The organism is Flaviflexus salsibiostraticola (assembly GCF_003952265.1).
GTDB lineage: Bacteria > Actinomycetota > Actinomycetes > Actinomycetales > Actinomycetaceae > Flaviflexus > Flaviflexus salsibiostraticola.
In genome coordinates this window covers 713810-732427 of the sequence record NZ_CP034438.1, presented here as the reverse complement: position 1 = coordinate 732427, position 18618 = coordinate 713810, and the positions used below count along the sequence as shown (strand labels likewise).

The following is an 18618-nucleotide window of genomic DNA, read 5'->3' as shown; positions in this document are numbered from 1 at the left end:
GCCCATGGATTTCGCTACGTCTGCCCAGTCCACCGTTGGCATCGAGTGGGAGCTGCAGCTCATCGACAAGGATTCGAACGACCTGCGTCAGGCGGCCGGGTTCGTCATGGAGCAGCTCAAGGACAATGACTTCATCCACGCCGAGATGCTGCTCAACACGATCGAGATCACCTCGGGCGTCCACACGACGATCAATGGCTGCGTCGATGACCTCATCCGCGGCGCCGAGCGACTCCGAGAGGTGACCGACCCTCTCCGGATTGACATCGCATCCGCGGGATCCCACCCCTTCGCGGATCCCGCCTACCAGCGCGTCACCGATTCGGCCAGATACGAGGAGCTCGTCAACCGCACCCAGTACTGGGGCAGGCAGATGCTGCTCTTCGGCACCCACGTCCACGTCGGCATCGACCGGCGCGACAAGGTGCTCCCGATCGTCCGCGCCATGCTGAGCAGGGCCTTCCATATCCAGGCGCTATCCTCGTCCTCACCGTATTGGGCCGGCGAGCACACGCAGTACGCCTCGAACCGGGCGATGGTCTTCCAGCAGCTTCCGACGGCGGGGACGCCCCGGCAGTTCATCGAATGGCACGAGCTCGAGCGGTACACGGCCGATCTGAAGAAGACGGGCGTCATTGAGGACTTCAACGAGGTCCGCTGGGATATTCGCCCCTCGCCGGGCTGGGGCACGATCGAGACGCGAGTGGCGGACGCGAACACGAACCTCCACGAGCTTCGCGCGATCGCCGCCCTCATCCACTGCCTCATCGACCACTTCTCAACCGAGCTGGATGCCGGCCGCGACATGCCGACGATGCCCGAGTGGTTCGTCGATGAGAACAAGTGGCGCGCCGCCCGCTATGGGATGGACGCGATCCTCATCGTCGACCGGCACGGCAACGAGGAGCATGTCGCCGACACGGTCAAGGACATGCTCGTCTCTCTGGAGCCGACGGCCGAGAGGCTCGGCTGCCTCGACGAACTCGCAGGCCTCACCGACATCCTCGAGATCGGTGCCGCCTACCAGCGCTTCACGGAGGTCGCGAAGCGGCACGGCGGATCGCTCGATGCCGTCGTCGAACACATGAGGGCGGAGATGAAGGCCGAGAAGCCGCTGCCCTCGGCCGCCACCGTCCTCGAGAGGCAGGGACCCCGATGAAGATCCTCGTCACAGGAGCCTCGCGCGGCATCGGTCGCGCCATTGCCGAGGCGCTGGCACGGCCCGGCCGGGAGCTGCACCTGCATGCGCGCTCCGTCGACGCGCTCGAGGAGACCGAGGCACTGTGCCGCGCCGCCGGCGCCGCCACGGTCCTCCACAGCGCGGACCTCTCACTGACGGAGGACGCGGTCCGTCTCGCGACGGAGGTCGCGGACTTCGACATGCTCGTCAACAACGCAGGTGTATCCGGAACGGAGCGCCTGCCCTGGGAGATCACTCCGGAGGAGTTCGCGCAGACGCTGATGACGAACGTCCTCGCCCCGTTCATCCTGTCCTCGGCAGCGGCACGGGCCATGCTCGACCGGGGCGGCCGCATCGTCGACCTGTCGTCTGGCGCCGCCGTCACCGACCGCGCGGATTCCGCCGACTACTGGGTCTCGAAGACCGCCCTCATGAGGCTTGGCGGGTCGTTCCATGAGGCCGGGCACGGCAGGGGTCTCATGGTCTTCGAAGTCGCCCCCGGCGTCGTCCAGACCGACATGACCCTGGGGATGAGAATGCACGACGGCAGGAGCCAGTGGACCGACCCCTCCGAGGTGTCCTCCATCATCGCGGCGATTGCCGATGGCGAGCTCGATGGGCTTGCGGGCACCCACATCCGTGCAGGCGTCGACTCGCTCGATGAGCTTCGGGTGCGTGCCGCGCGACGTGCGGGCCCCGGTGAGCGCAGGCTGCGCCTCACGCCCTGGCAGGACTGAGCGGGACTCAGGGGCGGTCCGCCTGGGCCGCCGTGACGGGGTCGATGGCGAGCCCGTCGATCACCTCGAATCCAGGAAACTGGGCGAGGACCGTGCCGGGGAGCTTGATCTTTGACGTGCGCAGGCCCGAGCCGATGATGGCGGGGCCGTTGAGCACGAGCGTGTCGAGCCACACGGGCCAGGTGCTGTCGAGTCCGAGCGGTGTGATGCCGCCGAACTCCATCCCGGTCCGTTCGACGGCGTCCTCCATATGGAGAAATGAGCACTTGCGGACGTCGAGTCTCCGCTTGATCGTGTGGTTGACGTTGGCGCGGGTGGTGGCCCGCACGCAGCAGGCCGCCAGCCTCTCGACGCCGTTCCGCCGGCCCGCGACGATCACGCAGTTGACCGAATCGAAGAGGGCGGTGCCGAGGGTCAGCGCCGCAGTATCCGCGTGGTTGGGATTGATCTCTGAGACGAGGATGTGCCTCGCCATCTCCGGGTTTTGGGCGCCGAACGCCAGGATCGAGTTGGCCACGCTGGGTGCGAGCAGGTGGGTGTTCTCGATCGCCGGCGTCCACCTCGGCGTCACGGGGCGGTCTCCTCCTCGCTCTCGTGGGGGACCGTGGTCTTTCGGAGTTTGATGGCGGTGATGCGGTTGTGCTCGACCGCGGCCACCTCGAGCTGATAGCGGATGGTGACGCTGTCGTCCTCGTCATCCTCGGTGAAGTGATGGTTGATGGGGACGATGTCCCCGGTCCGAGCGAGCCTGCCCATGTGGGACAGCATCCAGCCTGCGATCGTCTCGTAGGGGCCGTCGGGGAGGGTGATGCCCGAGCGCTCCGCGAAGTCCTCGAGCGAGGTCTGCCCATCGAACATCTTCGACTCGTGCAGCTTCATCTCCTCGCGGTACTGCTCGTAGTCGTACTCGTCCCAGATCTCGCCGACGAGCTCCTCGATGATGTCCTCGAGGGTGACCAGGCCGTCCGTCCCGCCGTATTCGTCGACGACGACGGCGATGTGGTGACCCGATGACCTCATCTGGTTCATGACCGGCATGATCGTTGACGTACCGGGGACCATGAGGATTTCGCGGATGATCGAGTCGATCGGCCCGTCATCCGACGATGCGTGCCACGCCTCGTAGAGGTCGCGGATGTGGACGAAGCCGACGACGTCGTCGATCTCGTCGTGGAAGACGGGGTAGCGGGAGTAGGGGTGGTCGCGGACGGCGGCGATGGCCTCGCCCAGCGTCGCGTCGTCCCGGATCGCCGTCACGTCGCGACGGTGCTTCATGACCTCGCGCAGAAGGGTGTTCGAGGCCTGGAACACGTCCTCGACCATGTCCCTCTCGGAGCGATCGAAGCCCTCGTGGCTGACGACGATGTCGCGGACCTCCTCGTCGCTCATGGCCGAGCCGTCCTCGTCGGGGTTGATCCCCATGAGGCGGAGGACAGCGCGGGACGACTTATCGATGATCCAGATGACGGGCTTGAGCAGAACGGCGAACTTCGCGAGCGGCGGGCCGAGAACCTTCGAGGTGCCCTCGTTGCGGGAGAGCGCGATGCGCTTGGGAACGAGTTCGCCGAGCACGAGAGAGAGGTAGGAGACGAGGATTGTGAGGATGACGAGGGCGAGTCCGGAGGCGGCGCCGGTCGGAACGCCGATGTCCTCGAGGACGGGGACGAGCTGGGGTGCGAGCGTGGAGGCACCGAACGCGGAGGAGAAGAAACCCGCGAAGGTGACGCCGATCTGCACGGCCGAGAGGAAGGTGCCCGAGTCTCGGGCCAGTTCGGCGACCTTGGCGCCGGGCTTGGATTCGCGTTCCATGCGGCGCAGCTGGCTCTCGCGCAGCGAGACCAGGGCCATCTCCGATGCGGCGAAGACGCCGCCGATGATGACGAAGAGGAACACCATAGCGATGTCGAGCAGAAGATCGCTCATGAGAAGACCACCTCACTCGGGATGAGTGTTTTCAGGCCGGGCAAGATGGTCTTAGAACTGTCAGGGTCTGAATTCGGAGGTTTATCCACGAGCACCATAGTAACGGCAACGGACTTCACCGCCAGGGATGCACGGTTCCGCGTGAAGAGAATAACGAACGGGGCCGAAGGACGATTTACCGGCTGACCTTGAAGAGAGTCTTGCCGACGGACTGGGCCGACTCGATATGGGCGTGGCCGGCAGCCGCCTCGGACAGCGGGAAGACCCGGCCGATGAGCACGTCGAGGAAGCCCGTGGAGACGTGGCCCATGAGCTCGCCCCACCGCCAGTCCTGCTCATCGCCCAGGTAGTGGGCGAGGGTCGGCCGGGTGACGAACAGGCTGCCCAGCCGATTGAGCCGCTGCAGATCGAAGGGCGGGACCTGCCCTGACGCGCCGCCGAAGAGGCACATGAGGCCCCGCCGGCGCAGGCACGTGATCGTGTGGTCGAAGGAATCGGCGCCGATCCCGTCGTAGACGACATCGACCTTCCCGACGAGGCTCTCGACCCGCTCGGGCACCGATGCCCACTCGCCGGCGATGATCGTGTGGGTCGCCAGGGAGAAGGCGAGCTTCTCGGCGGAGCCGACCGTCCCCACCGTCGTCGCCCCGCGTGCGGACGCGAGCTGGGCGGCGAGTCTGCCGACTCCGCCCGCCGCACCGGTGAGGAGGATCGTCGTGCCGGCCGCGACGGGGAAGACGGACCGGATGAGGTAGTGCGCCGTCATCCCCTGGAGCGGCAGCGCGGCCGCCGTGTCCATGTCGACGTCGTCGGGGATGAACATGGCCGCGGAGGTCGGGATGACAACCTTCTGCGCGTAGGAGGCTGCGGCGTTTCCCCACGCGACGCGCGTCCCATCCCACCAGCCCTCGACGTCGTCGCCGCGGCCGATGACGCGGCCGGAACCCTCCTTGCCGGGGGTGAAGGGGTAGTCGACGCTGTAGACGCCGCTTCGCTCATAGGTATCGATGAAGTTGAGGCCCACATAGTCGACCTCGACAAGGAGCTCTCCTGGACCCGGGACGGGATCGGGCACCTCCACCCACTCGAGGACCTCGGGACCGCCTGACGCTTTCACCTGTATCGCAAACATCGCTCTCCTCCTTGGCCATAGACTAGGGGGAAAATCTCGTGCTGGGGAGAGATCCATGGAATCATCGCGTCGCCTCTACATCGACCAGGAGCACCCGATCGTCAACCGGTCGGCGCTCAGCTTCGCCCGGGCCGCGACAAAGGCCGCCGAGGAGGCGGGTCTCGGGCGGGATCTCGTCGAGCTCATCAACGTCCGCTGCTCACAGATGAACGCGTGCCCTGCCTGCCTCAAGGCCCACGTCCCGCAGCTGGTGCGAGCAGGCCTTGATTCGGTCAAGATCGCCGTCATCCCCTCGTGGCGCGACTCCGAGATCTTCACGCCCGAGGAGCGCGCGGTCCTCGAGGTCGCCGAGCTTGTGACGGACCTTCCCCAGCCCCGCGACGCACACGAGCGCTACGAGGAGGCCGCCGCCGTGCTCACGCCGGAGCAGCTCTCGGCCGCAACCTGGGTCGCAGCGGCGATCAACACCTTCAATCGGATCTCGATCGTCTCCGGTCACCCGGTGAGATAGCCGTTCCCGCCGTCCCGCAGGGCGGGATCCCGGCGCGCGGTCCGGCTCCGGCGCGTACGGTGTAACCGGGCTAACAGAACTGGATTTCCACATTCAATACATGCCGGCGTATAGTTATTCGCATGGTCATGGCAGCAGTTGCAGGAGCAAGCGGATATGCGGGTGGAGAGGCTCTACGCCTTCTCCTTGCCCACCCGGAGCTCGAGATCGGGGCGCTCGCGGCCCACTCCTCGAGAGGTCCACTCGGCGATCACCAGCCGCACCTGGCGCCGCTGGCGGATCGCGAGCTCGTCGGTCTCGATCCCGAGATCCTCGCCGATTCCGACGTCGTCATCCTCGGACTACCCCACGGAGCGTCGGGCCGGCTCACGGCCGAGATCCTCGAGATCAACCCGGACGTGCGCATGGTCGACCTCGGGGCGGACCACCGCCTCCTGGACAGTGCCGACTGGGCGGCCTACTACGGTGAGGGGTGGTCCGAGCCGTGGGCGTATGCGATGCCGGAGCTCATCCGCACCGACGGGAACCAGCGCGACATCCTCGCCGGCGCCAGCCTCATCGCTGCCCCGGGATGCAACGCCTCGGCCGTGACCTTTGCCGCGCAGCCCGCCGTCAGTGCAGGGATCGCAACCGGCGACGACATCGTCGCCGTGCTCGCCGTCGGCTATTCCGGAGCCGGTAAGGCCCTTAAGCCCCACCTGCTCGCCTCCGAGGCGGTTGGCAATCTCAACCCGTACGCCGTCGGCGGCACCCATCGCCACATCCCCGAGATCATGCAGAACCTCCGCCTGGCCGGAGGCACGCTCGGCGGCCTGTCCTTCACCCCGGTGCTCGCCCCCGTCGTCCGCGGCATCATCGCCACCGTGTCGATTCCCGTCGTCCCGGGCACGACCGCGGCCGACGTGACCGACGCCTACCGCTCGGCCTACGACGGCGAACCCTTCGTCCGGTGGTCGCCGACCCCGCCGAACACGGCGGTCACGATCGGCGCCAACACAGCTCTCGTCCATGCCGTCCTCGACCGGGAGGGCGAGCGGCTCACGGCGGTCTGCACGCTGGACAACCTCGTCAAAGGCACCGCGGGCGCCGCCATCCAAGCACTCAACCTCTCCCTCGGACTCCCCGAGGAGATGGGCCTGACCAGCATCGGAGTCGCGCCATGATCACGTATCCCCTCGGCTTCCGCGCCGCCGGCGTCACCGCCGGCCTCAAGGCATCGGGCAGGCCCGATCTGGCTCTCGTCGTCAACGACGGGCCCCACCACACGGCCGCCGGCGTGTTCACGACGAACCGTGTCGTCGCCTGGCCCGTCACGTGGACGAAGAGCGCGATCGAGGATGGCACCATTCGGGCCGTGGTTCTCAACTCCGGCAATGCCAACGTCGCGACACCGGGCGGCATGGCGGTGACGGAGGCGACCGCGCAGCAGGCTGCCGACAGTCTCGGCATCGACGTCCATGACGTCGCCATCTGCTCGACCGGCGTTATCGGGACCGCGCTCACGGCCGAGCCCCTCGTCACCGGCGTCATCAGCGCCGTCCCGGCGCTGAGCGAGGACGGCGGCTCCGCCGCCGCTGAGGCGATCATGACGACGGACACGAAGCGGAAAGAGGCGCAGTTCGCGGCGGGCTTCCGGATCGGCGGCATGGCGAAGGGCGCCGGCATGATCGCTCCGGGCATGGCGACCATGCTGTGCGTCATCACGACCGACGCCGTCCTCGACCCCACATCGGCACAGGACGCACTGGCGGTCGCCGTCGACCTCACCTTCAACAGGATCGACGTCGATGGCTGCATGTCGACCAATGACACGGTCCTCCTTCTTGCGTCCGGAGCAAGCGGAATCGCACCCGATCCGGACGAGTTCCAGGCGGGCCTGCGGGCGGTGTGCGGGGACCTCGCGAGGCAGATCATCGCCGACGCCGAGGGTGCCAGCCACGATATCGACCTGCGGGTGACGAAGTCGGCCACCGCAGCGGGTGCCCTCGCGGTCGCCCGCGCGATCGCCCAGTCTAACCTCTTCAAGTGCGCGATCTTCGGCAACGACCCCAACTGGGGCAGGATCATCTCCGCGGCGGGCACGGTGCCCGAGGCGGTGGCCCCCTTCGATCCGGCCGACCTCGCCGTCATCATCAATGGCGTCCCGGTCGCGCAGAACGGTGTCGACACCGGCAGGCGCGACGAGGTCGACATGGCGGCCCAGAGGGACGTCATCATCGAGCTTCAGCTCGGCTCCGGCGAGGAGTCGGCACAGATCTGGACCAACGACCTGACGTACGACTACGTCACGGAGAATTCGGCGTACACAACATGAGCATTCTCGACAGGCTGCAGGCAGCACAGACGAAGGCGGAGGTCCTGGTTCAGGCACTGCCCTGGATCAGGGAGTTCGCCGGCCAGACCGTCGTCATCAAGTATGGCGGCAACGCGATGGTCAATGACGAGCTCAAGCAGGCCTTCGTCCACGACGTCATGTTCTTCCACCATGTCGGGCTTCGCCCCGTCATCGTCCACGGCGGCGGACCCCAGATCAATTCGATGCTGGGTCGGCTCGGCATCGAGTCGGAATTCCGCGGGGGACTGCGGGTCACATCTCCGGAGGCGATGGACATCGTCCGAATGGTGCTGACCGGCCAGGTGCAGCGCGAACTCGTCTCCCTCATCAATAGAGATGCGCCCTACGCGGTCGGCATGTCGGGGGAGGATGCCGGCCTTCTCACGGCGACGAAGCGCACGACGACCATCGAGGGCGAGGAGATCGACCTCGGCCAGGTCGGGGACATCCACCACGTCAATCCCGCCGGCATCCTCGAGCTGCTCGACGCCGGCCGCATCCCGGTCGTCTCGACGATCGCGACCGATGTTGAGGGTGATGGGATCCTCAATGTCAACGCCGATACCGCGGCCGCCGCAATTGCCGGTGCTCTCGGTGCGAGCAAGCTGCTCATGCTCACCGATGTCGAGGGTCTCTATCTCGACTGGCCCAACAAGGACTCCCTCGCGCCAACCGTCTCGGCCGAGCAGGTGCGCGAGCTCCTGCCGTCCCTCGATGCGGGGATGAAGCCGAAGATGGAGGCGGCGCTCTATGCCATCGACGCCGGAGTGGAGGCCGCCCACATCATCGACGGCCGCATGGCCCACTCCATGCTTCTCGAGATCTTTACCGATGCCGGAGTCGGCACACTCGTCACGAAGGACAACGAATGATTGAGACCTACCAGAAGGTGTACCAGAACGCCTTCGGCACCCCCGCGCTCGTCATGGACCGAGGCGAAGGCGCCTACGTCTGGGACACCGACGGGAAGAAGCACCTCGACCTGCTCGCCGGCATCGCCGTCAACGCCCTCGGCTACGCGGACCCGGCGATGGTGCGCGCGATCGCGGACCAGGCCGCGAAGCTCGCCCACGTCTCCAACTTCTTCACGACCGAGCCGCAGATCGCGCTGGCCGCGAAGCTGGTCGACCTCCTTGTCGGCGAGGGCGGCCGTTCCGGCAAGGTGTTCCTCGCGAACTCGGGCGCGGAGGCGAACGAAGGGGCGATGAAGCTCGCCATGCTGCACAAGCCCGGCGGGCGGATCATCGCCCTCGAGGGCGGCTTCCATGGCCGCACCCTGGGTGCCCTCTCGATCACCCACAAGCCCGCCATCCGTGAGCCCTTCGGGCAGATCCCGGGATGCGGGTTCATCAGCACGGACGTCGAGGCCCTTGAGACCCTCGGCGATGATGTCGCCGCGATCTTCATCGAGCCGATTCAGGGCGAGCGCGGCGTCGTCCCCCTCAGCCCCGAGTTCCTCGCTGCCGCGAGGCGGACGGCGGACCGCGTCGGCGCCCTCCTCGTCGTCGACGAGATCCAGACCGGCATGGGACGGACCGGACGCTGGTTCGCCCATACTGAGCACATCGAGGCCGACGTCGTCACCCTCGCGAAGGGTCTGGGCGGCGGCATGCCGGTCGGTGCGATCATCGCGACCGGCCCGGCCGCCGAGCTGTTCACCCCCGGCAGCCACGGCAGCACCTTCGGCGGCAACCCCGTTGTCGCGGCGGCCTCCCTGGCCGTCATCGACCGCGTTGCGGGGCTGCTCGAGAACGTGGCGGAGACGGGTGCATGGTTGAGGCAGGCCATTGAGAATGCGGGCTTCGCGGTTCGCGGCGCCGGCCTGCTCCTCGGCATCACGGTCCAGGACGCCCCCGGACTGGTGGGACAGATGAGGGAGCGCGGCTTCATCGTCAACGCCACCGGTGAGGACACGCTGCGGATCGCTCCGCCCCTCATCATCACCCCGACCGATCTCGAGCCCTTCGTCGAGACCCTGCGGGACCTGAGGGGATGACGTGAAGACGACGCCGACCACTCGGGCCGCCCGTCACGCTGTGATCGCCGAGATCATCAACACCTCCCACATCGCGTCACAGGAGGCCCTGCGGGTCGAGCTCGCCGATCGCGGAATCGTCGTCACCCAGGCGACGCTGTCCCGCGACCTCGACGACCTGAGGGCGACGAAGGTCCGGTTCAGCAGCGGCCGGCAGGCCTACGTCCTGCCGAACCCGGATGACATGCCGGATGCGACGGTCGCCGCGCGCGACTATCTCGAGCGCTACTGCCGCGATTTCCTGCTCACCGCGAGGGTCGCCTTCAACCAGGTTGTGCTCCGCACTCCGCCCGGCGCCGCACAGATCCTCGCCTCCTCAGTCGACCGCGCAGTCCTCGAGGGCGTCCTCGGCTGCGTCGCGGGCGACGATACCGTCCTCCTCGTCACCGATTCCGGAGATCGGGCGACATCACTGGCAACGTACCTTCTACATCTGGCCGAACAGCGGTCACCAGAGAAAGAGAATAACGCATGAGCGAACACAAGGATCGTGTCGTCCTCGCCTACTCCGGTGGGCTCGACACCTCCGTCGCAATCGGATGGATCGCGGAACAGACCGGCGCCGAAGTGGTGACCGTCTCCGTCGACGTCGGGCAGGGAGGCGAAGACCTTGAGGTCATCCGCCAGCGCGCGCTCGACTGCGGAGCTGTGGAAGCCTACATCGCCGATGCCCGCGACGAGTTCGCGGAGGAGTACTGCATGCCGGCGCTCGCCGCCAACGGCCTGTACATGGATGCGTACCCGCTGGTCTCGGCGATCTCGAGGCCGATCATCGTCAAGCATCTCGTGACGGCGGCACGCCGCTTCAACGCGACAACGGTGGCCCACGGATGCACGGGCAAGGGCAACGACCAGGTCCGCTTCGAGGTCGGCATCACCTCCCTCGGCCCGGATCTGCAGTGCCTCGCCCCGGTTCGTGACCTGGCGCTGACCCGCGAGTTCGCGATTGAGTACGCGACCAGGCACAGCCTCCCCATCGAGACGACGAAGAGCAACCCGTTCTCGATCGATCAGAACGTGTGGGGCCGCGCCATTGAGACCGGCTTCCTCGAGGACATCTGGAACGCACCGACAAAGGACGTCTACTCGTACACGGACGATCCGACGTACCCGCCCCTGCCCGACGAGGTCATCATCACGTTTGAGGAGGGCATCCCGGTCGCGATTGACGGCGCCCGCGTCACCCCCCTGCAGGCCATCCAGCAGCTGAACCAGCGTGCCGGCGCCCAGGGCATCGGCCGCATCGACATCGTCGAGGACCGCATGGTCGGCATCAAGTCGCGCGAGATCTATGAGGCCCCGGGTGCGATGACCCTCATCGAGGCGCACCGCCAGCTCGAGGACGTCACCCTCGACCGTGACCAGGCACGCTTCAAGCGGACCGTGTCCGATCAGTGGACCAACATGGTCTACGAGGGCCAGTGGTTCTCGCCGCTCAAGAAGTCCCTCGACGCGTTCATCGCCGACACCCAGCGCTACGTGTCCGGCGATGTGCGGATGACGCTCCACGGCGGCCGCGCCACCGTGACCGGACGGCGCTCCGACACGTCGCTGTACGACTTCAACCTCGCGACCTACGACGCGGGCGATACGTTCGACCAGTCGGCGGCCCGCGGCTTCATCGAGATCACGGGCCTCCCGTCGAAGCTCGCAGCAGCCCGTGACGTGGCGTTCGGCCACGGTGAGGCGTTGGGGGAGTCGATTCTCAGCTGATCCAGCATAGGGCGGCGGTCTTCGGACCGCCGCCCTTCTGCGTGGCGGGGCGACTGCGTGCCGGACGCCCTGGTCGAACTCGGTCCTGCCGCGGTCCCTGCCATGGGTATACAACCGAAATCGGTGGACGCTGGAGTTGTGAGACTTTAGGCTGGAGACCCGTGCCCACCCGCACACGCGCGCGGGTTTCCCTTGGTCTCAACGAAGGAGTATGACCAATGAGATTATCCAGATCACTGGGGGTGGCCGGCATTGCAGCCGCTGTCGCCCTCACACCATCGATAGCCCACGCCGAAATCCGGAAGATGGAGGCGCCGGAGGACAGCCTCACCCTGCTGGCCACGACTGACCTTCACGGAACCGCGCTCGACTGGGATTACTTCACCGGAACGACGTTCGGAGCGTCGAACGCCCAAAACGCGCGCGGTATGGATCGCCTGTCCACTGCCATCACCGAGATCCGCGCCGAGAAGGGCGCGGAATCCGTTATTCTGCTCGACAATGGTGACGCCAATCAGGGCAATCCACTTGAGAGCGTCTACCACTCGGAGCGCGCGGGTGACACGGTCGATCCCATGGCGTCCGTCTTCAACCACCTGGGCTACGACGCCGGCGTCGTCGGCAACCACGAGTTCAACTACGGACTCGAGGATCTCGCCCAGTATGAGATGAACCTGGAGATGCCGCTGCTGGGAGCGAACGTCATCGACGTGGACACCGGCGACCCCTATCTCGAGCCGTGGACGATGGTGACGAAGACGTCGACCGCCGGCCAAGAGGTCAACATCGGCGTCGTCGGCGTCGTCACCCCCGGTGTCCGCATCTGGGACCGGCTCCACGTGCAAAACAGGCTCACCTTCGAGGACCCCGTTCTCGCCGTCCAGGAATTCGTCCCGGAGGTTGAGGAGGCAGGCGCAGATGTCGTCGTCGTCCTCGCCCACACCGGTCTCGACGCAGAGGGCTACGTATGGGACCCCGCTGATCTCGAGGAGAACGTCGCCACCTCGATCGCGAGGCAGACGAGTGGGGTGGACGTCATCGTCGGCGGGCATTCCCACCGCCTGGACAAGGTCCAGGAGTACTTCCAGAACGCCGACGGTGAGCAGGTGCTCTTCACTCAGCCGGGCTACCATGCCCGCTTCCTGTCGAACGTCGACATCCCGCTCCAGCTCGACACCGACGGTGCGCCCGAGGTCATCTGGTCAGACACGGTCAAGCCGACCGCGGTTGCCGTAGGCGCCCCCGATTACGCACCGGATCCCGCAATCGAAGACGTCATCGCGCCCTGGCATGACAAGACGCTCGCGTGGGTCTCGCAGGTCGTTGCGCAGGCGACCGAGACGATGTCGGCCGCAACGTCCGTCTACGAGGACACCGCGATCGTCGACTTCATCTCCCGGGTTCAGATGGACGAGGCGGAGCGCGCGCTCGCCGGGACGGACTACGCGGACCTGCCGCTCCTCTCAGCAGCGGCCCCGTTCTCCCGCACGGCGATCTTCCGCGAGGGTGACGTGACGGTGGCCGACATGGCAGCCCTCTACATCTACGACAACACGCTCATGGCGGTTGAGCTCACCGGCGAGCAGGTGCGCGACTACCTCGAGTACGCCGCCCGCTACTACAAGCAGGTCGAGGAGGACGCTGAGATCACCGACTGGTTCGACGTGACGAACGCGCTGTACCCGGGAGAGACCCGTGGCATCCCCGACTACGCCTACGACATCCTCGCCGGCGTCGACTACCACATCAACATCTCCAAGCCGGTCGGCGAGCGCATCGAGAACCTCTCCTACCCGGACGGAACGCCGGTCGGCGACGACGACCGGATGGTGCTCGTCCTCAACAACTACCGCCAGTCCGGCGGCAGCGGCTACCCGCACGTCGTCGATGCTCCCGTCGTCTACAACGAGCAGAAGGCGATCCGCGACCTCATGATCGACTGGGCGATCGAGGCCGGCACGATCGATCCGGCCGACTTCTTCGTCGAGAACTGGACGGTCTCGTCCTCGACCGTCGTCACCCCCGAACCGGAGGAGCCCGGACCGGCACCGAAGGGCAACGTCTTCTACCTCTCGAACAGCTGGACCTCGACCACCCATGACGACGCGTTCTCCTACGGCCGCATCGGCGATGAGGTCCTCGTCGGCGACTGGAACGGTGACGGGAAGGACACGCTCGGCGTCCGCCGCGGCAATGCCTTCTTCCTCAACGATGCACTCGCCACCGGCCGGGCCACCCACGAGTTCAACTATGGCCGTGTCGGGGACGAGGTCGTCGTCGGTGACTGGGATGGCACCGGCGGTGACACCCTGGCGGTGCGTCGTGGCAACACGTACTACATCGCGAATGAGCTGCGCGGCGGCGCCGCCGACACCGTCTTCGACTACGGTCGAGTCGGCGACGAGGCGCTCGTCGGCGACTGGGACGCGTCCGGCTCGGACACGATCACGGTTCGCCGCGGCACGACGTTCTTCGTCTCGAACGAGCTGCGCGGCGGCATCGCCGACACCTCCTACGCCTATGGCCGCCTCGGTGACCGGGCGCTCGCGGGAGACTTCGATGGGGACGGCGCCGACACGATCACGCTCGTGCGCGGCAACGTCTTCTACATCAACAACGCCCACACGGGTGGAAGCGCCGACACGACCCTTGTCTACGGTCGAGCAGGCGACTCCGTCCTCGTCGGCGACTGGAACGGCGATGGCATTGACACACCCGGTGTGAACCGCGTGGTTCGCTGACCGACCAGAACAGGAGGGGCCGGGGCAATCTGAAGTGCTCCCCGGAAGTTGGACTGTAGAAGTCAGTTCCGATTTCCGGGGAGTATTTCATGTATTTGAGGTCTTTGTTATCGCCACAGCAGCGTGAAGAGGCTGTTGGCTTGTTCGAACGGGGCTACGGCGCATGGTTTGTTGCGACTCGGCTGTGCGTGCCTGAAGGTCGCGTGGCGCGGCTCTATGACCGGTGGCGGATCCATGGCAGATTGTGCCTCATGAACAAGCCAACCAGGACTCAGCACTCGTATGAGAAGAAGAAGGTCGTCGTAGAGCGTGTCCTGGCCGGGGAGTCGAAACCAGCCCTGGCTCAGGAGTTCCAGCTGTCCTCTCCTAAGCTCATCGATGCATGGGTGCGTCGCTATCGAGATGAGGGTGAGGCCGGCCTTCGACCCAAGCCCAAAGGCCGTCCACGTAAAGACGATGATGCTCCGCCGCGCCAGCTCAGTGAGCTCGAGCAGGTCCAGCGGGAGAACGAGCGGTTGCGGGCGGAGAACGCGTACCTGAAAAAATTGCGGGACTTGAGGGATCAGGGGCACAGGTGAGAACCCTCGCTGTCGCCACCCTCAAGTCGGACTACAATCTGGCGGTGCTGCTGGAGATCGCACGCCTGCCCAGGTCCACGTTCTACTACCATCTGCGCGCATTGAACCGTCCCGACCGCCACGCTGCAGTCAAAGCCTTGATCACGGAGATCTTCTCCAGCAGGCAGGGCAGGTACGGGCACCGACGCATTCGTCTGGAACTTCACCGCCGCGGCATGCAGATATCGCAGAAGACGGTATGGAAACTGATGCGCGAGCTCGGGTTGAAGTGCAAGACCCGATCACGGAAACGGTATGTCAGCTATCGCGGACAGGTCGGCACCATCGCGGACAATGTCCTCAATCGGGACTTCACCGCCACCGAGCCGAACCAGAAATGGGTCACCGATGTCACCGAGTTCCGCATCGGAGCCGACAAGCTGTATCTGTCACCGATCATGGATCTCTTCGACCGCTCGGTGCTGTCCTACTCGATCGGTCCCAGCCCGACAGTGGAGTTCACCCTGACCCCGCTTAAAGCCGCGCTCAGCGCCCTGCCTCCAGGAGCGACTGTGCTTGTCCATTCAGACCAGGGATTCCAGTACCAGCATGGAGCCTGGCGTGCTGCCTTGGCCAACGCAGGGGCACGGCAATCGATGTCACGCAAGGGCAACTGCCTGGACAACGCGGTGATGGAGAACTTCTTCGGACACGTCAAGGAAGAGATGTTCCACCACGACACCCACGACGACATCGCCGCTCTCGAATCAGCCCTGCACACCTATATCGCCTGGTACAACACCCAGCGACTATCCCTAACGCTCAAGGGCATGAGCCCGATCGAATACCGGACCCACGCCCTCGCAGTCCAATGGACTGGGTCACCCAATAGATCATCACTTGCGTCAACAGTTCGTCCGACGAGAACGAGCTTTCAACATCACCGTTGCAGTCCGACCAGCTGCGGTACTTCTCCACCAGCCACGCCGCGAGCCCCGCGGGCGAATCGTTGAGTGCGACTGCGAGGCTCTGGGGCTTCGTCGACTGCAGACTGTTATACGCACCCTCGCGCGCGCTCCATTCCTGGTTCGCACTGAGGTACTGCTGCTCGGCTGCGCTGAGCGGGGCAGCATCGATCATGCTGGGCTGTACCGAGCTGTAGTTAAGGTGCAGGCCGGTCACGAGGTCGGGGTGCGCGTGCGCGAGTCGGGTGAGGACGGTAGAACCCCAGTCGCCGCCCTGCCCAACGAATTCGGAATAACCGAGAACGTCCGTCATGAGCTCGGCGAGTATCTCCGCCATGGTGCCCGGATTCATACCAGGACGTCCGATATCTGACGAAAATCCAAAGCCTGGGAGGCTCGGCGCGACCACGGAGAAGGAGTTTTCCGGATCGCCGCCGTGTGCCGCCGGATCGGTCAACGGGCCGATGATCTTGGAAACCTCCGAGAAGGATCCTGGCCAACCGTGCACGAACAGGAGCGGCGTCGGAGCCGGTCCCTTTCCAGGGACGTGGACAAAGTGGAGGTCGACGTCCTGGATCCGCGCGCGATACTGCGGGAGTTCGTTCAGACGCCGCTCGGCTTCACGCCAATTGAAATCGGTGCGCCAGTAGTCGACCAGACTCTGGAGATACCCGACATCGGTGCCGTAGGACCATCCAGCACCTTCTATCGACGCGGGAAATCGAGTGTTGGCGAGCCGCTTGTGGAGGTCGTCAAGTACCTCGTCTGGCACGGCGATCTCGAACGGCGTGGGACTCACCGCGGTCACCAGTAGAGCGGACGACGGTCAGACATGAGGCCGTGGAAAATCTGCCGGTTGGCGACCTGGATACCGGGGTAATAGTCGTCGGTCGACAGCTCGCAAGCACGAGAGCAGAACCCGCATGCATAGATGGACACGCCGGCAGCGAGTAGTGCGTCCAAGCTTTCCCGAATATCGGGCGCGCCCTCGACTGCGTCCTTCTTGATCAGTTCCAGCGCGTCATACATCACGTACAGCGCGATGTCGGCGCCCAGATCCTCTGTCCAGCTCCGAGCGATGCTGAATGGCATCGGGTCGAAGCGGTCGTTCTTGTGCTGGAGCACGAAGACCAGCGAATCGCTGTTTTCGTTCATCATTCCTCATTCCTCCTACAGGTCGAGCTGGGAACAGCTTTGCGTACACACGCGTCGTTGCACAACAACTCTGCACATATGTGCCTAACAATCGATGTCAGCAGATGATTTGAATGCTGCGCGCGGGAGTGGGCTGACTCCTCATCCCGGCTGTACGCCGAACGAGCGCGGGAAGGGTGGACTTTTCCTCCGGGCGAGATCATCGACGTGCCCACTGCGTACGCTCGATTCCCCGCCGAAATTCGACGACCGCCGGCCGAGTGGTTGGAGCGGATGTTTCGGCTCGAGCGCTTCACAGATATGCCTCGCGGTGGACACTTCGCCGCGTTGGAGGTGCCCGACCTCTTGGTCGCCGACCTCCGTGAATTCCAGAACCAATTGAGAGGAAATGAACAATGAAGATCGCCCTCGTGACTCATGCACGGCATTTTGCAGGCCCCGCCGCCGTCGAGGCGCTTACGCGGGATGGCTATACCGTGGTTTGCCACGACGCGAGCTTCGCTGATGCAGCTGAACGACAGCGTTTCGAGTCGGAGAACCCGGGCACCGTCGCGCTCGCCGAGCAGAAGCCCGAGCGTCTGGTCGACGCCACGCTGCAGCCTAGGTGTTTAATTAACTTGTCCAACAAATGGGGAACAGTTCACAATCGCCCCGGCCCCTTTATGATGTGTGACCGGCGCGGCTTCGGTGGCGCGGGTAAGGCGGATCGCCCGGAGGGAAGGGCCGGAAGTCTGATCCGCCGAGCGCTCGCGGTCGATAGCATGGCCGTGTTGAAGGAGCCGCCATGTCAATCCCTGTGGAACCAGCACGCTTCGCCCGAGTGACGAAGGCGTTTGCCAGCGGTGTTCTCATCGCGCACCACCCTGAGGAGGGTATTCGAGTCCTCACGGTCGACCCCGACTTCGACGAGCAGGGCAGCGCCGCGATCACCGGGGTGCGCGGCTCGATCCTCGACGCCGCCGCCGGCGACAGCCGGATGACGATCGTCTGGCAGCCGACTGTCGCCCACGGGTGGACACTGATCTATGACGGACGTGTCGATCCTGCGAGCCCGCGCCTGGTCGCGGGCGCCGATGAGACCGATGCACTTGTCCTCACCCCTGTGTCCGGCATGCTGCACCGCCCCTCCTCGCACGCCGACGGCCCCGAGTGGATATGGCCGGACCGCTGATCGGTCGGGATGGATGGGGGAGGACAGAATGGCAGACGAGGCGTCGCGCGGGCCGGTCATCTACATCGACAGCGGCCCCTCCAGTGTCGCAGCAGTGAATCCCGTCCAGCGGGTGCGACAATTCCACATCGTGCACGGTCACTTCGCACGCGCCGCCTGCCAGCCGATCCTCGTGCCGGTGCGGGACGGCAGGGTCCGTCTCTGGGTCGATGGGGACGCCGTGCCGGACATCGTCACCGTGGGCTTCTTCCACAGTGTCCGCCGTGCGCTCATGTTCCCCCTCGAGATCGATGCGTTTGACCTGACAGCCGGCCACCTCCACGCTGTCTTCGGGTCGGACGGCACACGGCGCAGCGTCACCTTCGCCGTGCCGAACGAGGATGAGATCCTCCGGGTCACGACGACGGTGACGGGCGATGAGCAGACGTCAGCCCGCTACGTGCTCAGGCTCGAGGCCTGAGCA

Annotated in this window: 19 protein-coding genes and 1 pseudogene; 15 read left to right on the top strand and 5 right to left on the bottom strand. The window is 65.6% G+C overall.

Annotation, left to right across the window (positions count from 1 at the left end; translation table 11 throughout):
• The first annotated feature begins 4 nt into the window (after positions 1 to 4).
• Positions 5 to 1159, top strand: coding sequence for a glutamate--cysteine ligase (locus tag EJO69_RS03445; protein WP_245993750.1), 1155 nt, complete (start codon positions 5 to 7; stop codon positions 1157 to 1159).
• Positions 1156 to 1917, top strand: a complete 762-nt coding sequence (locus tag EJO69_RS03440) for an SDR family NAD(P)-dependent oxidoreductase (RefSeq protein WP_126039253.1) — start codon at positions 1156 to 1158, stop codon at positions 1915 to 1917. Before EJO69_RS03445 ends, EJO69_RS03440 begins: the two co-directional genes overlap by 4 nt.
• 7 nt (positions 1918 to 1924) lie before the next feature.
• Here EJO69_RS03440 and EJO69_RS03435 read toward each other — a convergent pair whose 3' ends face one another.
• The 3 genes from EJO69_RS03435 to EJO69_RS03425 all read right to left on the bottom strand — a co-directional run bounded on the left by EJO69_RS03435 (position 1925) and on the right by EJO69_RS03425 (position 4972).
• Positions 1925 to 2488: a YbaK/EbsC family protein gene (locus tag EJO69_RS03435; RefSeq protein WP_245993748.1), complete on the bottom strand. Its 564-nt coding sequence runs from the start codon at positions 2486 to 2488 to the stop codon at positions 1925 to 1927.
• Entirely contained in the window at positions 2485 to 3840 is a 1356-nt protein-coding gene (locus tag EJO69_RS03430) for a hemolysin family protein (protein ID WP_126039250.1), read from the bottom strand. Before EJO69_RS03430 ends, EJO69_RS03435 begins: the two co-directional genes overlap by 4 nt.
• Before the next feature lie 175 nt (positions 3841 to 4015).
• Positions 4016 to 4972: a quinone oxidoreductase family protein gene (locus EJO69_RS03425; protein WP_126039247.1), complete on the bottom strand. Its 957-nt coding sequence runs from the start codon at positions 4970 to 4972 to the stop codon at positions 4016 to 4018.
• A gap of 55 nt (positions 4973 to 5027) precedes the next feature.
• Between EJO69_RS03425 and EJO69_RS03420 the strand changes: the two genes are divergently transcribed.
• From EJO69_RS03420 to EJO69_RS03380, 10 genes and pseudogenes are all read left to right on the top strand, one after another.
• Positions 5028 to 5483, top strand: coding sequence for a carboxymuconolactone decarboxylase family protein (locus EJO69_RS03420; protein WP_126039244.1), 456 nt, complete (start codon positions 5028 to 5030; stop codon positions 5481 to 5483).
• 128 nt (positions 5484 to 5611) lie between these two features.
• On the top strand, positions 5612 to 6646 hold the full coding sequence (argC, locus tag EJO69_RS12275; RefSeq protein ID WP_245993746.1) for an N-acetyl-gamma-glutamyl-phosphate reductase: 1035 nt from the start codon (positions 5612 to 5614) through the stop codon (positions 6644 to 6646).
• Positions 6643 to 7797, top strand: a complete 1155-nt coding sequence (argJ, locus tag EJO69_RS12270; RefSeq protein WP_164519858.1) for a bifunctional glutamate N-acetyltransferase/amino-acid acetyltransferase ArgJ — start codon at positions 6643 to 6645, stop codon at positions 7795 to 7797. The genes argC and argJ overlap by 4 nt, the downstream gene beginning before the upstream one ends.
• Positions 7794 to 8690 carry an acetylglutamate kinase gene (gene argB, locus EJO69_RS03410; protein WP_126039241.1) on the top strand — a complete coding sequence of 299 codons (897 nt, stop codon included), beginning with the start codon at positions 7794 to 7796 and terminating at the stop codon, positions 8688 to 8690. Before argJ ends, argB begins: the two co-directional genes overlap by 4 nt.
• Positions 8687 to 9814, top strand: a complete 1128-nt coding sequence (locus tag EJO69_RS03405) for an acetylornithine transaminase (protein ID WP_126039238.1) — start codon at positions 8687 to 8689, stop codon at positions 9812 to 9814. Before argB ends, EJO69_RS03405 begins: the two co-directional genes overlap by 4 nt.
• A gap of 1 nt (position 9815) precedes the next feature.
• A complete protein-coding gene (locus EJO69_RS03400) occupies positions 9816 to 10328 on the top strand; it encodes an arginine repressor (protein WP_126039235.1) in 513 nt (170 codons plus the stop codon).
• The gene (locus EJO69_RS03395) at positions 10325 to 11566 is read left to right on the top strand and encodes an argininosuccinate synthase (RefSeq protein ID WP_126039231.1); all 1242 of its coding nucleotides are present in this window, start codon (positions 10325 to 10327) and stop codon (positions 11564 to 11566) included. Before EJO69_RS03400 ends, EJO69_RS03395 begins: the two co-directional genes overlap by 4 nt.
• Positions 11567 to 11784: 218 nt before the next feature.
• Positions 11785 to 14307, top strand: coding sequence for a bifunctional metallophosphatase/5'-nucleotidase (locus EJO69_RS03390; protein ID WP_245993744.1), 2523 nt, complete (start codon positions 11785 to 11787; stop codon positions 14305 to 14307).
• A gap of 251 nt (positions 14308 to 14558) precedes the next feature.
• A complete protein-coding gene (locus EJO69_RS03385) occupies positions 14559 to 14885 on the top strand; it encodes a helix-turn-helix domain containing protein (protein ID WP_164519830.1) in 327 nt (108 codons plus the stop codon).
• Positions 14882 to 15715, top strand: a pseudogene (locus EJO69_RS03380) (IS3 family transposase); the annotation flags it as partial. The gene EJO69_RS03385 and the pseudogene EJO69_RS03380, both read left to right, overlap by 4 nt.
• On the opposite strand, the gene EJO69_RS12745 reads toward EJO69_RS03380, so the two are convergent.
• Together EJO69_RS12745 and EJO69_RS03370 are read right to left on the bottom strand one after the other, a co-directional pair.
• Complete coding sequence (locus tag EJO69_RS12745) at positions 15687 to 16601, bottom strand: epoxide hydrolase family protein (RefSeq protein ID WP_484083218.1); 915 nt, start codon at positions 16599 to 16601, stop codon at positions 15687 to 15689. The pseudogene EJO69_RS03380 and the gene EJO69_RS12745 sit on opposite strands and share 29 nt — an antisense overlap.
• A 32-nt stretch (positions 16602 to 16633) precedes the next feature.
• Positions 16634 to 16987 carry a DsrE family protein gene (locus EJO69_RS03370; RefSeq protein WP_028708018.1) on the bottom strand — a complete coding sequence of 118 codons (354 nt, stop codon included), beginning with the start codon at positions 16985 to 16987 and terminating at the stop codon, positions 16634 to 16636.
• 392 nt (positions 16988 to 17379) lie between these two features.
• Between EJO69_RS03370 and EJO69_RS03365 the strand changes: the two genes are divergently transcribed.
• Genes EJO69_RS03365 through EJO69_RS03355 form a run of 3 tightly spaced genes read left to right on the top strand, consistent with a single transcriptional unit; the run spans position 17380 to position 18615 of the window.
• Positions 17380 to 17808, top strand: coding sequence for a Rossmann-fold NAD(P)-binding domain-containing protein (locus EJO69_RS03365; protein WP_126039226.1), 429 nt, complete (start codon positions 17380 to 17382; stop codon positions 17806 to 17808).
• Positions 17769 to 18155, top strand: coding sequence for a hypothetical protein (locus EJO69_RS03360; RefSeq protein ID WP_126039223.1), 387 nt, complete (start codon positions 17769 to 17771; stop codon positions 18153 to 18155). The genes EJO69_RS03365 and EJO69_RS03360 overlap by 40 nt, the downstream gene beginning before the upstream one ends.
• Before the next feature lie 28 nt (positions 18156 to 18183).
• A complete protein-coding gene (locus EJO69_RS03355) occupies positions 18184 to 18615 on the top strand; it encodes a hypothetical protein (RefSeq protein WP_126039221.1) in 432 nt (143 codons plus the stop codon).
• Positions 18616 to 18618 lie beyond the last annotated feature (3 nt).